Source organism: Paraburkholderia fungorum, assembly GCF_902833645.1.
GTDB lineage: Bacteria > Pseudomonadota > Gammaproteobacteria > Burkholderiales > Burkholderiaceae > Paraburkholderia > Paraburkholderia fungorum.
Window position 1 is genome coordinate 613,722 of sequence record NZ_CADFGE010000001.1, and the last position, 17,194, is coordinate 630,915.

Below are 17,194 nucleotides of genomic sequence, written 5' to 3' on the forward strand. Positions count from 1 at the left end.
GGCCTCAGGATGAACACCATGTCGAAACGAACCCTCTATCAGAAGCTTGTCGATTCGCACCTCGTGTCGCGAATCGATGAACAGAACGTGCTGCTGTACGTCGATCTCCATCTGATGAACGAGTACACCAGTCCGCAAGCGTTCAGCGCGCTCGACGCGCGTGGGCGGAGCGTGCGCCGGCCGCGTCAGCAGATGGCTGTCGTGAGCCATATCATTCCCACGCACGCCGAATCGCCGCGGGTGATTCGCGATGCCGCGTCGCTGCTGCAAGCGCAAAATCTCGCACGCAACTGCGAGCGCGCCGGTATCCGGCTGTTCGCGGCCGACGACCCACTGCAGGGCATCGAGCATATCGTCGCGCCCGAACTCGGACTGATCCGCCCGGGCATGGTCGTGCTGTGCGGCGATAGCCACACCACCACGTATGGCGCGCTTGGCGCGCTGGGGTTCGGCATCGGCACCTCGGAAGTCGAGCATGTGCTGGCGACGCAAACGCTCGTCTACCGGGTGGCGCAGACCATGCGTATCACGATCGACGGCGCGTTGCCGTACGGCACGTCGTCGAAGGATGTGGTCATCTGGCTGATCAGCCAGATCGGCGCCCAGGGTGCGCGCGGCTATGCCGTCGAGTTCAGCGGGTCGACCATCGCGTCGCTCTCCGCCGAGGCGCGCATGACGTTGTGCAATATGACCGTCGAAGCGGGCGCACGCGCCGCGCTGATCGCGCCTGATCAGACCACCTTCGATTACGTGCGTGCCCACACGCCTTCGCTCGATCAAACGGCCTGGCAAAACGCGCTCGACGACTGGCGCAACCTGTATTCCGACGCCGACGCCAGCTTCGACGCCGAGTACCGCTTCGACGCGCACGACATCGCGCCGTTTGTCACGTGGGGCACGAGCCCCGATCAGGCCGTTGCGATCGACCAGCCTATTCCCGACGAATCGATGCAAGCGACACCCGAGGCCGCCGCATCGCTGCGCCGCGCGCTCGACTACATGGGGCTGTCCGCGCGGCAAGCGCTGACGGGTACGCACATCGACCGCGTGTTTATTGGCTCGTGCACCAACGGGCGTATTGAGGATTTGCGCACGGTCGCCGCGCTCGTGCGAGGCAAGCACGTTGCCGACGGCGTGCGCGCGATGGTTGTGCCGGGCTCGGGGAGCGTGCGCCGCGTCGCCGAACAGGAAGGCATTGCGCAGACGCTGATCGATGCAGGCTTCGAATGGCGTGAGCCGGGCTGCTCGATGTGCCTCGCGATGAACGACGACGTGCTCGAAGCCGGCGAACGCTGTGCATCGACAACGAACCGCAATTTCGAAGGCCGCCAGGGACGCGGTGGCCGCACGCACCTGATGAGCCCGGCGATGGCGGCCGCGGCGGCATTGACCGGCTGCATCACCGATGTCCGCACTCTGGAGACACAAGCACCATGACGCGACTCACGATCATCGAAGGCAGCGCTGTGCCGCTGCCGATCGACAACCTCGACACCGACCAGATCATGCCCAAGCAGTTTCTGCGCATTATCGACAAGGCGGGTCTCGCGGATGGCCTGCTATACGACCTGCGTTTTAACGAACACGGCGCGCCGCGCGCCGACTGCGTACTCAACCAGCCCCGCTACGCGAATGCGCGTGTCCTGCTTGGCGGCTCCAATTTCGGTTGCGGATCGAGCCGCGAACATGCGGTATGGGGCTTGCAGCAGTACGGCGTTCAGGCGGTGATCGCGCCGAGCTTCGCGGAGATCTTCTATTCGAACGCGATGAACAACAGGCTGCTGCTCGTGCAACTGGAGCGTGGCGTTGTCGATGCATTGCTGCGCGAGGCGATCGACGCTCCCGGCACATCGGTCGCGATCGATCTCGAACGACAAACGGTGACGTCTGCCTCGGGGCATGTGTACCCGTATCCCATCGGCGCACGCCACAAACGCATGGTGATCGAAGGCATGGACACCGTCGATCTGACCTTGGCATGCGTCGCCGAGATCGAGGCATTCGAACGCGAGCATTTTGTCCGGCATCCCTGGGCACAGGTGATGTGACCGCCTGGCCGTCGCGCTGTCATATGAAGCGCGGCGGCAGCGCCTGACACTATCCGAATCGCCGATTCTCTTCCAGGCAGAGAAGGGAACGGACCTGCTTTGCCCAAAAAACGGAGGAGACGAATGAACAACCCCCACACTCGCTTTCGTTCGCTGCCCCCTAACGGAGGCACCATGAACACCCGCAAACCTTTCTACACGATTCTGTACGTGCAGGTGCTGTTCGCCATCGCTGCGGGCGTGCTGCTCGGCCACTTTGCGCCGCACGCGGCTATTGCATTCAAACCGCTCGGCGATCTGTTCATCAAGCTCGTGCGCATGATCATCGGCCCGGTGATTTTCTGCACGGTCGTCACTGGTATCGCGGGTATGCAGGACATGAAGAAGGTCGGGCGCGTCGGCGGCAAGGCGCTCCTGTACTTCGAGCTTGCGTCGACGTTCGCGCTGGCAATCGGCTTGCTCGCCGCGCACGTGCTCGCGCCCGGCAAAGGCTTCAACGTCGATCCGGCGACGCTCGACACCAGCGCTGTGGCAAGCTACGCCCAGCAGGCAACGCATGGCGACGGCATTGCCGGTTTCATCATGCATATGGTGCCCGAGACCTTCCTCGGCGCGCTCGTGCAAGGGGACATCCTGCCCGTGCTGCTCATCGCGATGCTGTTCGGCACCGCGCTCGCGCTGATGGGCGAGAGCGCCGCCTCCGTGACCGGTCTGATCGAGTCGTTGTCGAAGGCGTTCTTCCGCATCGTGCGAATGATCACGAGTCTCGCGCCGATCGGTGCGTTCGGTGCGATGGCGTTTACGATCGGCCGCTACGGCATTGAGTCGCTATTGCCGATGCTCAAGCTGATCGGCACGTTCTATCTGACCTCGTTCCTGTTCGTCGCGATCGTGCTGGGCTCTGTCGCGCGACTATGCGGCTTCAGCCTCTGGCGGTTCCTCGCATACATCCGCGATGAACTGCTGATCGTGCTCGGCACCTCGACGTCGGAGGCGGCGTTGCCGCAACTGATGGACAAGCTCGAACGGCTGGGCTGTCCGCGCGGCATCGTGGGGCTTGTTGTGCCGACGGGCTACTCGTTCAACCTCGACGGCACCAATATCTACATGACGCTAGCCGTGTTGTTCCTCGCGCAAGCCACCAATACGCATCTCACGCTCGCGCAGGAAATCACGTTGCTGCTCGTCACGATGCTGACGTCGAAAGGGTCGACCGGCGTGACAGGCGCGGGTTTCATCACGCTGGCCGCGAGCCTTTCCGCGGTTCCGACCGTGCCGGTTACCGCGATGGTGTTGATCCTTGGCATCGATCGTTTCATGTCCGAGTGCCGGGCACTGACCAACATCGTCGGCAACGGCGTGGCGTCGATCGTGGTGTCGGCCTGGGAAGGCAGCCTGGATCGCAAGAAGCTTGCAATCGAGTTGAACGCCAGCCAGGCAGATGCCGGCATCGTCGAGACGGAATCCATTCGGGAGTGAAGGGCGTAGCGTCGATTTCCTGGCGTGGAATTGAAATTCTCGACAGCGGGGTAGGTTGGCGATACGATCACTGGGCGCCTCGGGCGCACCGCGATCAGATTTACAAGGCCGCTTCTGGGAGACTAGCGAGCACGCGCCATGCAAACCGGCGTCTGTCGAATCGGCTCCGGCGCGCGCGTGTGCGGATCGCTATCTTTCGCTTTAGCGGGTGCCTACGTCAATAATGAATCTGTCAAAACCAGTCAGAGGGCGATCGCTTCATCATGTGCTGACCCGCTGGCCTGGACCCGTGGCGACGATCTCGCTCGCCCAACTGTTTGGCACGTCGCTGTGGTTCAGCGCTAACAGCGCTGCCGCCGACCTGATGCGCGCATGGCATATCGGCGCATCGGACATCGGTTTGCTGACGAGTGCGGTGCAATTGGGTTTCATCCTCGGCACGTTGACCTTGTCGTTGACCGGTTGCGCGGACCGTTTTCGCGCAAGCGCGATTTTCGTGTGCAGTGCGATCGCGGGCGCTGCGTTCAACGCGGGGTTCGCATGGCTTTCCTCAGGGTTGGTTTCGGCGGCCATCTTCCGCTTTCTGGTTGGCGTGTCGCTCGCCGGCATCTACCCGTTGGGAATGAAACTGATCCTAAGCTGGGCACCCGAGCGTGCGGGCGCAGCGCTCGCTCAACTGGTCGGCATGCTGACGCTCGGCACGGCATTGCCGCATGGCCTGCGGTTCATCGGCACGAACCTGCCGTGGCGGGAGGTCATTCTTGCTTCGTCGATTCTCGCGCTGGGCGGCGCCGCGCTGATCCATCTGCTTGGCGACGGTCCACATCTGAAGACGCTTGCGGCCACGCGTGAGAAAACGCGCGACGGTGGCCGCGGCGTGTTGTCCGCGTTTCGCCTGCCACAGTTCCGTGCGGCGGCTTTCGGCTATTTCGGTCACATGTGGGAGTTGTATGCGTTCTGGACCGTGGTGCCGCTCTATGTCGCGAAAGCCGCGCTCGCGCAGCACTTCCATCTCGGCGGCGTGTCGGGATTGTCGTTTCTGATCATCGGTTGCGGTGCACTGGGGTGTGTTGTCGGCGGCGCGCTCTCGCGCCGTATCGGCAGCGCTCGCGTCGCGGCGGCCGCACTGGCATTGTCAGGCTTGTGCAGTGTGGTGTTCGTGTGCGGCTGGCGCGCGCTGCCCGCTGGCGTGCTGCTCACCGTGCTGCTTGTCTGGGGCGCGACGGTCATTGCCGACTCGCCGCAGTTTTCGGCGCTCTCGGCGAAAGCGTGTCCGCGAGAGTGGGTGGGCAGTGCGCTCGCCATTCAGAATTCGATCGGTTTCTCGCTCACTGTGGTGTCGATTGCGCTCGCCACTGCGCTGTTCGAACGCCTCGGCCTCGATTCCGCATGGCTGCTGCTGCCCGGTCCGCTATTGGGTTTGTGGGGATTCTGGCCCGCACTCAGGCGGGCTGGCAGGTCGGTGGACTGAACGGCACGCGAAGCTCAAAGCCTGGAGTCCGTGCCCGCGCAGAGTGCAAAAGAGGCGCAACGTGCGCTGAGCAGAAAATCACTCCTCGCAGCGCACATCCTTCGTTCGCACGTCGATAATCACCGGGTATGTCCCGTGGTCGAGTTCCACGCGCGCCACCACGGCCGTCGTCTCGTTGTCGATATCGTCGTACACGCTGACCTTTTCATTCCGCAGATTGGTGACACCGGTACAGCCCGATGCGCGACCTTCATCCGAGACCTTGCATTGAATCGGGTTGTCGGCGAGGTAACGATATTTGTCTCGATCCGGCGTCGCAATGTATTCGCGGAAGCTCTGTTCCGCGCCCCCGACACCGGTGACATACCCAATGGCGCACTGCAATTTTGGGGTAGCGGTGCTTCCGGATGTTTGGGCTATCGCGGCCGGACTGGCGGCCGCGATAACCACTGCGAATGTCGATGCACGAAGGAGTCTCATGGCGCAAATTACCGTTTCGGCTAGAAGTGCTGGATTGTAATGGCATCTTGCCCAGCGGGTGCAAAAGCGGGTGCGCCCGCGAGTGCGGCAGCGGGGCGATTGTCGGCATGCAGCGTGGCCCGCCGACTCGTAGAGTGCAGGTTCACTCTGGATCAAGTTCTGGATTCCGCCGGAGACAAGCCGCCCGTGCGGCCAAAAATTAAGCTGGGAACACAAAGACAAATGCCAGGAGGCGCACATGTCCCCAGCCCCACGCAAGCAGAGGCTGTATGTTTTCATCTCGGCGTTTCTCGGCACGGCGATCGAGCAATACGATTTCCTGCTGTATGGGACGGCCTCGGCGCTCGTGTTCAGCAAGATTTTCTTTCCGACGCTTGATCCGCTCGCCGGCACGATCGCTTCGCTCGGCACCTACGCGGCCGGCTATTTTGCGCGTGGCGCGGGGGCGCTGATCTGCGGGCATTTCGGCGATCGCATCGGCCGCAAGACGCTGCTGCTTGCCACGCTGCTGGTGATGGGCACGGCGTCGACGCTCGTCGGTTGCCTGCCGACGTACGCCCAGATCGGTATCTGGGCGCCGATCCTGCTGACGCTGCTGCGAATATTCCAAGGCCTTGCGATCGGTGGCGAGCAAAGCGGCGCCACCGTGCTCAGCGTGGAAAGTGCGCCGGCGGGACGCCGTGGCCTGTACGGAAGCTGGAGCAACTCGGGGAGCTACGGCGGTGCGCTGTTGTCGACGGGTGCTTTGCTTCTCACGTCGAGACTGCCGGAAGCCGATTTTCTCACCTGGGGTTGGCGGATTCCGTTCCTGTTCAGTGCGGTGCTGTTGGTAATCGGGCTGCTCGGACGCGTACGGCTGCCTGAAGCGCATGAATTCGAGCAGATGAAGGCGACCCAGGCCGTCGCACGTTTTCCGCTCGCCGACCTGTTTCGTAACAATCGCCGGGAAATCGCGATTGTCTTTATGGCACGACTCGGCGAAATCACGTGGTCGATCTTTGTGCTGCTGTTTTCCGTCGCCTACGTCACCGTCCATCTGGCGCTGCCGCGCCAGGTGGTGCTCGCCGCGATCATGGCTGGCGCTATGCTGGCCGTCTTCATGGTGCCGCTGTTCGCCGCCCTGTCCGATCGCATTGGCCGCAAGCCGATCTACCTGGCTGGCCTGCTCGCGTGCGCGCTTTACGTCTGGCCGTATTTCACCCTGCTGAACACGCGCGATCCGGCTCTGGTCAAACTCGCCATCGTCATTGCACTCGGTCTGATCCATCCGTTGATGTACGGCCCGCAAGGCGGTTTCTTTGCCGATATGTTCGACGTCAAGGTGCGTTTTTCCGGCGTATCCATAGGGGCGATCGGCGCAATCATTGGCGGCGGCATCAGCCCGGTGATCTGCTCCGCGTTGCTCGCCGCGCGCAATGGCGATCCCCTGTGGGTCGCGTGCTACGTCGCTGTGAGTTCGTTGATTGCCGCCAGCTTCGTGCTGCTTGCGCCGCGCAGCGGCACTGTATCGAACACGATTCGCGAGCCGGTTGCGCAATCGCAGGCTGGTCAGTCCTGAGTCATTATCCGAACACAAGGAGATTCCCATGAGCGAACATGACAAATCGAATCTGAGCCGCGGCATCGCCGCGGAGATGGACCATAAGCTCGAGCAGGGCGCATGGGACGCCCGGCAAAAGCTTGCGCTGACGTGCCGGATGCTCGCGCACGAAGGGCACTCCGAGACCCTCGCGGGGCAGATTACGCTGCGCGTTGGCGACGGTACGTTCCTGACGACCGCGATGGCGGTTGGTTTCGATGAAGTCACGCGCAGCAGCGTCATTCGTATCGACGATGAAATGCGTGTGATCGAAGGCGGTGGTATGGCTAACCCCGCGATCCGTTTTCATTTGTGGATCTACCGGCGCCGGCCGGATGTCAACTGCATTGTTCATACGCATCCGCCGTATGTAAACGCCCTCTCAATGACGGGCGTGCCGCTTGAAGTCGCCCACATGGATGCGACGCCATTCTTTAACGACTGCGCTTTTTTGAAGGAATGGCCGGGACTGCCTATCGCGGATAATGAGGGGGAAATCATCTCCGGCGCGCTCGGCAATAAGCGGACGATCCTGCTGGCAAATCACGGATTTCTTGCGGCCACCTCCTCGATCGAGGAATCGGCTTATCTATCCGTGCTGATCGAACGCGCCGCGCGTAGCCAGATTCTAGCCAGATCGATGGGCCAGATCGTGAGTATCGATCCGGCGCTGGCGCAGGAATCGCACGATTTTCTGCTGCTGCCCAGCATCGTCAAGGCGAGTTTCGCGTTGTTCGGGCGGCGCGTGATCCGGCGCGAACCGGAGGTTCTTTTCTAGGGTTTTCGTCGCTTTTGCCGGGCAGCGGGCTGCGCGATAATCGGACGACTTACACCGGCACCACCCACAATGCCGCTTTCGGGAGTTTGTCATGCGCACTGTCGACTTGCCGTACGCTCCGACGCTCTGCGAAATGCCCGCGCGCTGTGTCGACGAATGGAAGCTCTCACTCGACGACATTGTTACACCAGGCGACATTCTGCTTGCCGGCGGCAGGTCCGAGGGGGAAATCCGCGCAGGCCGGCTGATGGGCGGCGGGGTGCTGGCGACTGTGCAACTGGGGTTGTCGGAAGTGCGCCACGAAAGGGCACATCTGCAAAATCTCGTGGGCGATGACGTCATTGTTCTGATCGTGCTCGACGGCTGCGGCACGGTCACGCAGCAACAGCGCACGCTGCCTTTCAAAGCCGGCGACATCACTTTCCGGCGTGCACGCGTACCGTCGACGGCGCGCGTCGACAAGCCGGCAAAGTTTGTCATGCTGCGTCTGCCGATCACACGTCTTTTCGGTCATGGGATGTCGCGTTTTTCCTCGTTTGCACCTGCCTGCGCCAGCGGCGAATCGGGAATTGTCCTCACAGTGCACCGATTCATCGAATCGGTTTTGCCCTCGCTCGGGCAGCAGAACGCAAACACGGCGGCCGCGGCGGAGCAGTCGCTTGTATCGCTGGTGGCGGCGGCCTATCTGGAGTCGGCGGGCGATGCAAGCGCCGAATCCGCCCCGGGCGGTGCAAATCCTCTGCGATGGTCGCAACTCTGCGCGTTTATTGCGTCGAATCTCCACGATCCGGAACTGGACGTCGAAGCATGCGCGCGGGCACTAAGCGTGTCGAAACGCTATATTCATAAGGTATTCGAAGCTAATGGCACGCATTATGGAAGGTTCGTGCTGGAATGTCGCCTGAGCCGAAGCCGTGACGATATGACGAATCCGCTCTGCGCCGATTTGTCGATCGAACGCATTGCGTACAGAAATGGCTTTAACGACCCGGCGCATTTCAGCCGAAGCTTTCGTGCGCGGTTCGGTGCCACGCCAGGCGCATACAGGAAGCTAAGCCGCAGCGCAGTCCAGGAAGACAGAAGCGGGGCGCGATGAAGATACCTGCCTGGCACTCGTTCGGGTGATTCGATCTTGTGCGCGAGAATTTCGACGTTTCAGCGCCCCCGGCAGCCCCGGGTTTATTCCGCGACGTCCGCAATAGCTTGACGTGACCGATATCGGAGGCATGCCATGCACGAAGAAACCATACGTGAAGCGCTGAATGCACACTGGCAGGCATCGGCAGCCGGCGATCTCGACGCGGAACACGATATCTACGATGACGACGCCATCTGTGACTATCCACAATCAGGTGAGCGAATCGTTGGGCGAGCGAATTTGCAGGCACTGCGGGGTCATCATCCGGATAAGCCGTCCGGTTTCGACGTCAGGCGAATTCAAGGCGAAGGCAATCTCTGGGTCACGGAATACAGCATCACCTATCAGGGGCGAGCGGCCTACACGGTCAGCATCATGGAGTTCCGCGACGGCAAAGTCGTTCACGAGACCCAGTACTTTTCCGATCCCTTCGAAGCACCGGCCTGGCGCAGCCAATGGGTTCAGAAAATCGTGTGAAGTGGCGGCCGGCAATTGACAACATGCTTGCCGGCCACGACATCGCTAGCGCTTGCTGCAGAACCAGCGCGGCTCCTCTATCGCAAGCGCGTGTCGGCTCGCTCGCTTACTTGGTCGTATAACCGCCGTTGATCAGAATGGTCTGCCCCGTAATCCACCATCCGTCGCTGACCAGGTGGCGGATAAAGGGCACCACGTCCTCGATGTCGGTCAACCCTGTCGTGGAGAACGGCGAGAGCGCGGCGGCGGTCTTGTGGTACGCCACCGCATCCGCGCCTTCGGCGGGATAGAAGAACGGCGTGTCCATAGGCCCCGGACCGATGGCCGTCACGGAGATGCCGCGCGCGCCGAACTCCTTGGCTGCCGCGCGCGTGAAATGCTCAACCGGCGCCTTGGTGCCCGCGTAGGCTGCGTAAAACGGCGTGAATGCGCCAAGCAGCGACGTGACGAGCGTGACGATCTTGCCATTGTCGTTGACGTGCTTGCCGGCTTCCTTGAGAAAGAAAAACGCGGACTTGGAATTCACCGCCGTCATTTCATCGTACTCGGCCTCGGTGATGTCGACGAACGGCTTCTTCAACACCTTGCCTACCGTATTGATTGCGATATCAGGGCGGCCGACCGCGGCGACAACATCCGCAAACAGCTTCTCGACCGCGCCGGCCGAGGTCAGATCGGCCTGGAAAGCGACGGCCGTGGCGCCTGCCGATTTGATCGCGGCAAGTGTCTCGTCCGCTGCCGCCTTCGAGCTCGCGCTGTTGTAGTGGATCGCGACCGCCCTGGCGCCCTGGGCAGCAAGATCCCGCGCAATCAAGCCACCGAGATTCTTCGCCCCGCCCGCAATGACGACGGTTTTACCTTTGATGCTGTGGTCTGCCATGGTTCATCCCCAGTGCCGAAGCCGCCCGATGCAGCCTCTCATCCTGTTGGATGATATATTCCAGAAAAATCATTTAAACCTACTGTTTCTGACATCACTGGTCAGAAAAGTCGAACAGTGGCGGGAGCGAACGTGGATCGTATTGACCTGTTTCGCGTCTTCGCACGCGTTGTCGAATGTGCGAATTTCACGCGCGCGGCGGATACATTAGGTTTGCCTCGCTCGTCGGTATCGGCTGCGATCCAGGAGCTGGAGGGACGGATCGGCGCACGCCTGCTGCATCGGACCACGCGCAAGGTGTCGCCAACACAGGACGGCGCCGCGCTCTATGAGCGCTGCCTGCGCCTGATCGCCGATGTCGAGGAGACCGAGAACCTGTTCCGGCAGACCTCGGTAGGGCCAGGCGGCATGCTGCGCGTCGATGTGCCGGGCCGTATAGGCCGGCTGATCATCGCACCGGCGCTGCCGGAATTCCTCGTTGCCTACCCGAAGATCGATATCACACTCAGCCTGACCGATCGCACGATAGATCTCGTTGAAGAAGGCGTCGACTGCGCTCTGCGCGTAGGTAAGCCGCACGATTCCGGCCTGATCGCCCGCCCCATTGGCAATCTGCCGCTGATCAATGTGGCGAGCCCCCTCTACCTGTCCCATCACGGTACGCCTTCCACGCCCGGCGATATGGCGGCTCACCAGGTCGTTCAGTACGCGTCGCCTTCGAGCGGACGTATTGCGCAATGGGAATGGCTCGACGGCGAGACCGCGAGGACGGTGACCACGCGAGGCCGCGTGAGCGTCAACAGCGCGGAGGCGTATATCGCCTGCTGTCTTGCAGGACTCGGCTTGATCCAGATTCCCGCCTACGACGTGCAGCAGCATCTGCGTGCGGGCGAACTGATCGAGGTGATGCCTGAATACCGGGCCGCGCCCATGCCCATGAACCTGCTCTATCCGCATCGGCAACATTTGTCGCGCCGGGTTCAGGTGTTCGCCGACTGGCTCGACGCGCTATTGAAAGCGCAGCTCGTTGGCGATTCGGGCGGAAGAAAATGAAGCCGCCGCTCAGGTCTGCCCCCGTTGCTCAAGGATGCGGGTTGAACAGATGCGAATCGAGTTCGGCCATCTGCACAATCAACCGTTCCGAGGTGAATGGATCGCCTCATAGGGCGACGAAACTATCGGGGGAAGCCGGCCTCCATAACGAACGAACCATCAGTCGATTCAATGCGCATAGACGCAAGGTCATTCGGACTACGGTCACAAGACGATCACGTGGGCGACAATTCGCAAAGCGCTTGCGAGGCAATTATTTGCCGTGACATCGGCGCCGCCTTAGGTCAAGATTTGTGCTTCGGCCGTGGCGATTGACTTCGACAGGTTGGTAAATTGAGGCAGACAAATGCGCGCGCTGCATAATCCAGATGATGCGGCGTGAAGCATCAAAAGTTTCAACGCCGGAACCTTGCCTGAGAGACGCGGTAAATATTTTATTCTGGAAATAATGCACGCAACGAGAAACCCACCGCGGGGCGCCCGCACGTTGGTGCCGATCCGTCTATTCGTTGCCCAGGTGTTCGCTCCTGCCCTGCGGAACCTGCAATACGTGAGCCGCCGGATGCGCCCGTTCTCGATCATTGCGATCGTCGGCTTCCCGCTTTATTACTACATCTGGCACGACCTCTTTCCGCAGCCGTACGAAAACCTGCCGCTGCGGCTGATCGGCTCCGCGCTGTTTATCCCGATTGTATTTTCCAACCGCTGGCCGTCGTGGGCGAAAAAGCTCATGCCGTACTACTGGTACGCGACAATCTTTTACTCACTGCCATTCTTTTTCACGTTCATGCTGTTGAAAAACAACGGCTCGAACGTGTGGGTCGAAAGTGCGCTGATCGCTGCATTCGTGATGGTGTTGCTGCTCGACTGGCTCATGCTGGTGCTCAACTTCCTGCTCGGTATTGCGCTTGCGTACCTCGCCTATTGGGCAACAACCGACGTCGTCAGTATGAACTCGTCGTACCTTGTTCATCTGGCGATTTTCTCGTTTGCGATCGCGATCGGCGCCATCGCGAACTACGACACGGAGCGCATCCGGGTCGAACAGGAACGCGCCATGCTGGCGACCGCCGGCAGCATTGCTCACGAACTGCGTACGCCGCTACTCGCCATTCGCGCCGGCGCCGCCGGCCTCGGAAGCTACCTGCCTTTGCTGCTCGAAACATACGGGATCGCTCAGGACAGCGGACTACGCGTGCCCAGGATCCGCTCCGTTCACCTTCATTCCATGGACGGCGTACTCTCCCGTATTGAGCAGGAGGCGGTTCATTCCAACACCATTATTGACATGCTGCTCGCGAACGCGCGGTTTACCGACGGGCACTCCCAACAGATCACGGACTGCTCGATCAGGCAATGCGTGGAGACCGCGCTCACCCGCTATCCGTTTCGCGAGGGAGAGCGGCAGCAGGTACTTACGGATCTCATCAACGACTTCACGTTCGAAGGTTCGAGCATGCTGGTAGTCCATGTGCTTTTCAACCTGCTGAAAAACGCGTTCCGCGGCATGGCGGATGTCGAAAGCGCCCTGATCTCGATCCGGCTTGCACCTGGCGCGCGCGCGAACCGGCTCCTCTTTCGCGATACCGGCGTAGGCATCGCGCCCCAAGTCCTTCCTCACATCTTCACGCGCTTCTATACGTCGTCGGCCGAAGCGGATGACGCTTCCGTCGGCACCGGCATTGGCCTCGCATTCTGCCGCGACGTCATGCGTGCAATGGGCGGCTCCATCGAATGTACCTCGGTCGAGTCTGTGTATACCGAATTTGTGTTGACCTTTCCCAAGCCATCATGATGGATACGATCAAACCCTTCTACTTTCCGACGACGGTCACGTTCGTCGACGACAGTTCGGCATTCCTGTCGAATCTGTGTCTGCAACTCGAACCGAACCTTGCGTTCCGGCTCTTCAGTTCGTCCAGAGAAGCGCTGCACTTCGTGAATCAACGCCCTCGTCACGGTGCGCCCGAGGAACAGATCTTCGCTCCGTACCGCGATAGAACCGATGAGGACGAGGCTCACCAGGTCATCGCGATGAGCGTCGACGCGGTCCGTAATCAGGTGTTCGACAACGACCGTTTTCAGGCGGCGTCGGTTGTCGTCGTGGATTACGACATGCCGGGGCTGAATGGTCTCGAATTCTGCCGCCGCATAACGGACCCTGCTGTACGCAAGATCATGCTGACCGGAAAGGCGGACGAGCGTATCGCGGTGGAGAGCTTCAACGAAGGCATCATTCATCGGTTTATCCGCAAGCAGGACACATCGGCCGTCAGCGCCTTAAATCGCGCGGTGCGGGATATGCAGCATGCGTACTTCGACAACCGGTGCCAGTCCATTCTCGACACGCTGGTGACGTCGGAATATACGTTCTTGCGTGACGAAGCGATGGGTGCGCGGGTAAGAGAACTCTTTGAATCGCTCGGTATTGTCGAGCATTACCTTTCCTACTCGCCAAACGGGCTGCTCATGTTCGACAGCGCCGGCAAGTCCTATCTGCTGATTGTCCACACGAACGAAACGCTGCGCGGTGTGCGAGAAATAGCCGAAGTACAAGGCGCGCCAGCGGCTTTTTTCGAAGCCCTGGACAGCGGTCGGAGCTTGCCGTACTTCTGGCAAACCAGCGGGTACTTCCCCACGGGCGGTATTGCGTGGGAAAGCTATATGCACCCGGCAACACAGTTTACGGGGCAACGGCCTTACGTTTATGCGGTGATTCCCAACCCGCCCGGGTTTGATCTGGGCCACGTGCTGAGTTACGACCGTTACCTCGAGTGGCTGGACCGCGACATACAGAAGACATGGAGTTCACTCACGTAAACTCCATGTCATGCCGCCATCAGACTGCTAATGCACTATCCGCGGTGCTTTGCTCGTGACTATGTTTGCGGGACGACAGCCGCTCGCCGAGACGACGGCTGGAGGGCCAACTGTCGAGCTCAACCTCGCTGCGAATGTCACGACAAACGCTCACCAGCCTTTCGATCTGCGCGTCGGTCAGCGCAGCGTGGATCGACAGGCGAATCAGCGCGCGATTGCGCGCCGTTGCCGGTGCGCAAAACACGGAACCGAAAATACCCCGCGATTCCAATGCGTCGCGTAACAGGATCGTGCGTTGTTCGGTGCCTGCTTCGAGCGCGATGATCTGGCTCTCGCTGCCATTCAGGTTATATCCAAGCGATGTCAACCGTTCCCGCAGCCACGCGGCATTCGAGGCGAGTCGCCTGCGCCGCCGATCGGCGCCCTCAATCACCGACAACGTCGCGTCAAGTCCGCTGATCTCGTGAGGCAACAGCGTGGAGCTGAAGATCGCAGGATTCGATTCGAACTTGAAGTACTCCTGGAAACGGGCCGGACAACTGATGAACCCGGCCCGGCCGGCAAACGCCTTGGCAAGACTTGCGGTGCGGAAAGCGACGCGGGACTCGAGTCCAAGTTCGACAACTAGCCCGGCTCCACGCGGACCATGCGTGCCCAGCGAATGCGACTCGTCGACCACGAACACGCACTCATGCCTGTCACACACCTCCGCGAACGCGACAAGCGGGCATACGCTACCGTTCGTGCTGTAAATCGAATCGACCAGCACGACGCCCTGCCCGTAACGCACGATCTGCTGCTCGAGATGCGCCGCGTCGTTGTGTCTGAACGGGACCGGAACCGCGCCCGCACAGCGGATGCCTTCCCATAGCGACATGTGCGCCATCATGTCTACGTAGACCGGTGTTCGTGCCGAAGCGATCGACTGGATCAGCCCGATGTTCGCCGCATAACCGGACTGACACAGTACGCCTGCCTCTGCATGCATGAACGCCGCCAGCCGGTTCTCGAACTTCAGTTGCGGGCAATCGCCATGCAGGAAGATGCCCGACATCAATAGTCCGTTGCCGTCGGAACGCAATGTCCGGCTCATACTGCGGATGATGTCGGGGTGGCGCGCGATCGCGAGATAGTCGTTACTCGACAGATGCAACGCATCCGGTCCGGGAATGCGGCCGCGCATGATGTGGCCGCCTCCCCACGTATCCATTACCCGCTCGCTGTAATATTGCTCGACGCGCGATGCCACAAAGGCCGGGAGCGATGGTGAGGGTTGGTTCTTTCCCAAGCGGTCAAAAACGGTTTTCATTTTGGCTCCTTAAAGGTTAGCTACTGCCCGTGGCGGACAGCAGACCCATAGTGAGCCACTCGTTTTTCGGCGTGTGTCATGTCACTGCTGCATCTGCGAGTAATTCAGCATCTGCCAGGTGAATCGACGCAACCTGTGGTGGATCTTCTATTCGTTTAGCATAAAACCGTGCCCGCCCAGAATCGGTCGTGCGATGCTTATGCCGGAATCGCTCGTAATCACGGGCGTTTTTAGATTGAGACGGCATAAGCCGACATACCGCTGATAAGGACAGGAAAGTGAATGTGACATTCGCGGATACAACGCACAGCGATGCCGAGGCGCTGGTACAGATACGCATCGAGGCCATGCGGGAGAGTCTGGAGGGTATCGTCCCGCACCCATGTGGCGGTACACCGATCAGCTACCCGCGCTGATTGTCGAGACGATCCCACGGCAGCGCACCGGTTGTGCGTGCGTGACAACGGCTCAAGCCGTCGGCGACTGCACGATCACGCCATACCACCCCAGGCCACGGTAGCTCTCGTAGCCTGGTGTGGCGGCGAACGATACGGTACGCCCATCGGTGAGCTGATAAAAGCCTGCGGCACGGCCGCCGGTATTCAGACGGAACTGTTCGTCGAGCACACCCTTGTCGTCCGAACTTGCGATCACGCGATGCTGTGCGTTGACGATCATGCAGCGCGTGCGCCGCCATTCCTCATCCGTAAGCCGCACGCCTTTGACGACGGCCGACGCCTGAGGCGCCCAATCGAAAAAGATCACCAGCGCACCGAGCGGTGTGCCATCGACTGCACCGTTTTCGCGGATTGCCGTCGCGTACGTCGCGACGTGTGCGTGCTTCAGAAGCGCCAGTTCTTCGATATCGCCTGCAACAAAGTCCGCGCCCGAAGGCGTTTTCATTGCGTCGCGGAACCAGCCGGCTTCAGCCACGTTGCGGCCGTGCACCGCGTACGTATCCGGCCGTCCATTCGCGACGACGTTGCCTGCCGCGTCGATGATCCATAGATCACGGTACACGGTGTAACTGTCGAGAATCACTGACAAACGGCGCGATGCGTACGCCCGCGTGTCGGCACTCGTATTGGCGAGGCAATCGACCACCGCGGAATCGGTGGCCCACCAGCGCACGTCGCATGAGCGCTCGTATAGATTGCGGTCGATTACGTCGATCATGTTCAGCGCGAGGTCGGCGCAACGCTGACCCTCGTGCGAACGTAGCCGTTCGATCATGCTGTCGCCGAGATCGGTCAGCCTGGTCAGCGAGCCGGCGAGTTCGCGATTGAGCACCGTGGTGATTTCGCCGATTCGCGCCGACACATGCTTGACCTGATTCGCCACGACCGCGAAGCCACGGCCCGCATTGCCGGCGCGCGCCGCTTCGATCAAGGCGTTGAGGGCGAGAAAGGTGGTTTCGCGATTGATGTCGTTGATATCGGAGATTTTTCCCGTCGCGAGTTTCCTGACGTGATGCGTCAGTTCGACGATTTCGAGTGGATTCGACATGGCATGGCCCCCGTGGCTGAAGATTGTTGTGCCTACATAAAAGCAAGCATCGGGCCGGGTTGGTTCCACGGGCGTTACGGCCGTGGACATGCACTCCGCAAACGTTTGGCGATGCGTGTCATGGTGCGGACACAATCGGTGATGGCGGGCGACGCACCGCATACGTGCATCGCCGG

Annotated in this window: 16 protein-coding genes; 12 read left to right on the plus strand and 4 right to left on the minus strand. The window is 60.8% G+C overall.

What is annotated here, in order from left to right; genetic code table 11:
- Positions 1–18: 18 nt before the first annotated feature.
- From leuC to HWX91_RS02765, 4 genes are all read left to right on the plus strand, one after another.
- Positions 19–1,437 (plus strand): 3-isopropylmalate dehydratase large subunit, encoded by a 1,419-nt coding sequence (gene leuC, locus HWX91_RS02750; protein ID WP_028195763.1) that lies wholly within the window; start codon positions 19–21, stop codon positions 1,435–1,437.
- Positions 1,434–2,048, plus strand: a complete 615-nt coding sequence (gene leuD / locus HWX91_RS02755) for a 3-isopropylmalate dehydratase small subunit (RefSeq protein WP_028195762.1) — start codon at positions 1,434–1,436, stop codon at positions 2,046–2,048. The genes leuC and leuD overlap by 4 nt, the downstream gene beginning before the upstream one ends.
- 174 nt (positions 2,049–2,222) lie before the next feature.
- Positions 2,223–3,527 carry a dicarboxylate/amino acid:cation symporter gene (locus HWX91_RS02760; RefSeq protein ID WP_042274616.1) on the plus strand — a complete coding sequence of 435 codons (1,305 nt, stop codon included), beginning with the start codon at positions 2,223–2,225 and terminating at the stop codon, positions 3,525–3,527.
- 223 nt (positions 3,528–3,750) lie between these two features.
- Positions 3,751–4,998: an MFS transporter gene (locus HWX91_RS02765; protein ID WP_042274615.1), complete on the plus strand. Its 1,248-nt coding sequence runs from the start codon at positions 3,751–3,753 to the stop codon at positions 4,996–4,998.
- 78 nt (positions 4,999–5,076) lie between these two features.
- Here the strand turns inward: HWX91_RS02765 and HWX91_RS02770 are convergent, their stop codons facing one another.
- Positions 5,077–5,478, minus strand: coding sequence for a hypothetical protein (locus HWX91_RS02770; protein ID WP_028195759.1), 402 nt, complete (start codon positions 5,476–5,478; stop codon positions 5,077–5,079).
- 238 nt (positions 5,479–5,716) lie between these two features.
- Here HWX91_RS02770 and HWX91_RS02775 point away from each other — a divergent pair, with 238 nt between their 5' ends.
- From HWX91_RS02775 to HWX91_RS02790, 4 genes are all read left to right on the plus strand, one after another.
- Positions 5,717–7,036, plus strand: a complete 1,320-nt coding sequence (locus tag HWX91_RS02775; protein WP_028195758.1) for an MFS transporter — start codon at positions 5,717–5,719, stop codon at positions 7,034–7,036.
- 28 nt (positions 7,037–7,064) lie between these two features.
- Positions 7,065–7,835: an aldolase gene (locus HWX91_RS02780; protein ID WP_028195757.1), complete on the plus strand. Its 771-nt coding sequence runs from the start codon at positions 7,065–7,067 to the stop codon at positions 7,833–7,835.
- A 91-nt stretch (positions 7,836–7,926) separates the two neighbouring features.
- A complete protein-coding gene (locus HWX91_RS02785) occupies positions 7,927–8,931 on the plus strand; it encodes a helix-turn-helix transcriptional regulator (protein WP_042274613.1) in 1,005 nt (334 codons plus the stop codon).
- Between the two features lie 135 nt (positions 8,932–9,066).
- Positions 9,067–9,450: a nuclear transport factor 2 family protein gene (locus HWX91_RS02790; RefSeq protein WP_028195756.1), complete on the plus strand. Its 384-nt coding sequence runs from the start codon at positions 9,067–9,069 to the stop codon at positions 9,448–9,450.
- Positions 9,451–9,556: 106 nt separating this feature from the next.
- Here HWX91_RS02790 and HWX91_RS02795 read toward each other — a convergent pair whose 3' ends face one another.
- The gene (locus HWX91_RS02795; protein ID WP_028195755.1) at positions 9,557–10,330 is read right to left on the minus strand and encodes an SDR family oxidoreductase; all 774 of its coding nucleotides are present in this window, start codon (positions 10,328–10,330) and stop codon (positions 9,557–9,559) included.
- A gap of 132 nt (positions 10,331–10,462) precedes the next feature.
- Here HWX91_RS02795 and HWX91_RS02800 point away from each other — a divergent pair, with 132 nt between their 5' ends.
- The 3 genes from HWX91_RS02800 to HWX91_RS02810 all read left to right on the plus strand — a co-directional run bounded on the left by HWX91_RS02800 (position 10,463) and on the right by HWX91_RS02810 (position 14,203).
- Positions 10,463–11,383: a LysR family transcriptional regulator gene (locus tag HWX91_RS02800; RefSeq protein WP_028195754.1), complete on the plus strand. Its 921-nt coding sequence runs from the start codon at positions 10,463–10,465 to the stop codon at positions 11,381–11,383.
- A 550-nt stretch (positions 11,384–11,933) separates the two neighbouring features.
- Complete coding sequence (locus HWX91_RS02805; protein ID WP_235430020.1) at positions 11,934–13,178, plus strand: sensor histidine kinase; 1,245 nt, start codon at positions 11,934–11,936, stop codon at positions 13,176–13,178.
- A complete protein-coding gene (locus HWX91_RS02810; RefSeq protein WP_244143990.1) occupies positions 13,175–14,203 on the plus strand; it encodes a response regulator in 1,029 nt (342 codons plus the stop codon). The genes HWX91_RS02805 and HWX91_RS02810 overlap by 4 nt, the downstream gene beginning before the upstream one ends.
- 19 nt (positions 14,204–14,222) lie before the next feature.
- Here HWX91_RS02810 and cqsA read toward each other — a convergent pair whose 3' ends face one another.
- A complete protein-coding gene (cqsA, locus tag HWX91_RS02815; RefSeq protein WP_028195751.1) occupies positions 14,223–15,512 on the minus strand; it encodes an alpha-hydroxyketone-type quorum-sensing autoinducer synthase in 1,290 nt (429 codons plus the stop codon).
- Between the two features lie 278 nt (positions 15,513–15,790).
- On the opposite strand from cqsA, the gene HWX91_RS02820 reads away from it, so the two are divergent.
- Positions 15,791–15,928 carry a hypothetical protein gene (locus HWX91_RS02820; RefSeq protein WP_221306739.1) on the plus strand — a complete coding sequence of 46 codons (138 nt, stop codon included), beginning with the start codon at positions 15,791–15,793 and terminating at the stop codon, positions 15,926–15,928.
- Between the two features lie 52 nt (positions 15,929–15,980).
- Here HWX91_RS02820 and HWX91_RS02825 read toward each other — a convergent pair whose 3' ends face one another.
- Entirely contained in the window at positions 15,981–17,180 is a 1,200-nt protein-coding gene (locus HWX91_RS02825; protein WP_311734529.1) for a methyl-accepting chemotaxis protein, read from the minus strand.
- Positions 17,181–17,194 lie beyond the last annotated feature (14 nt).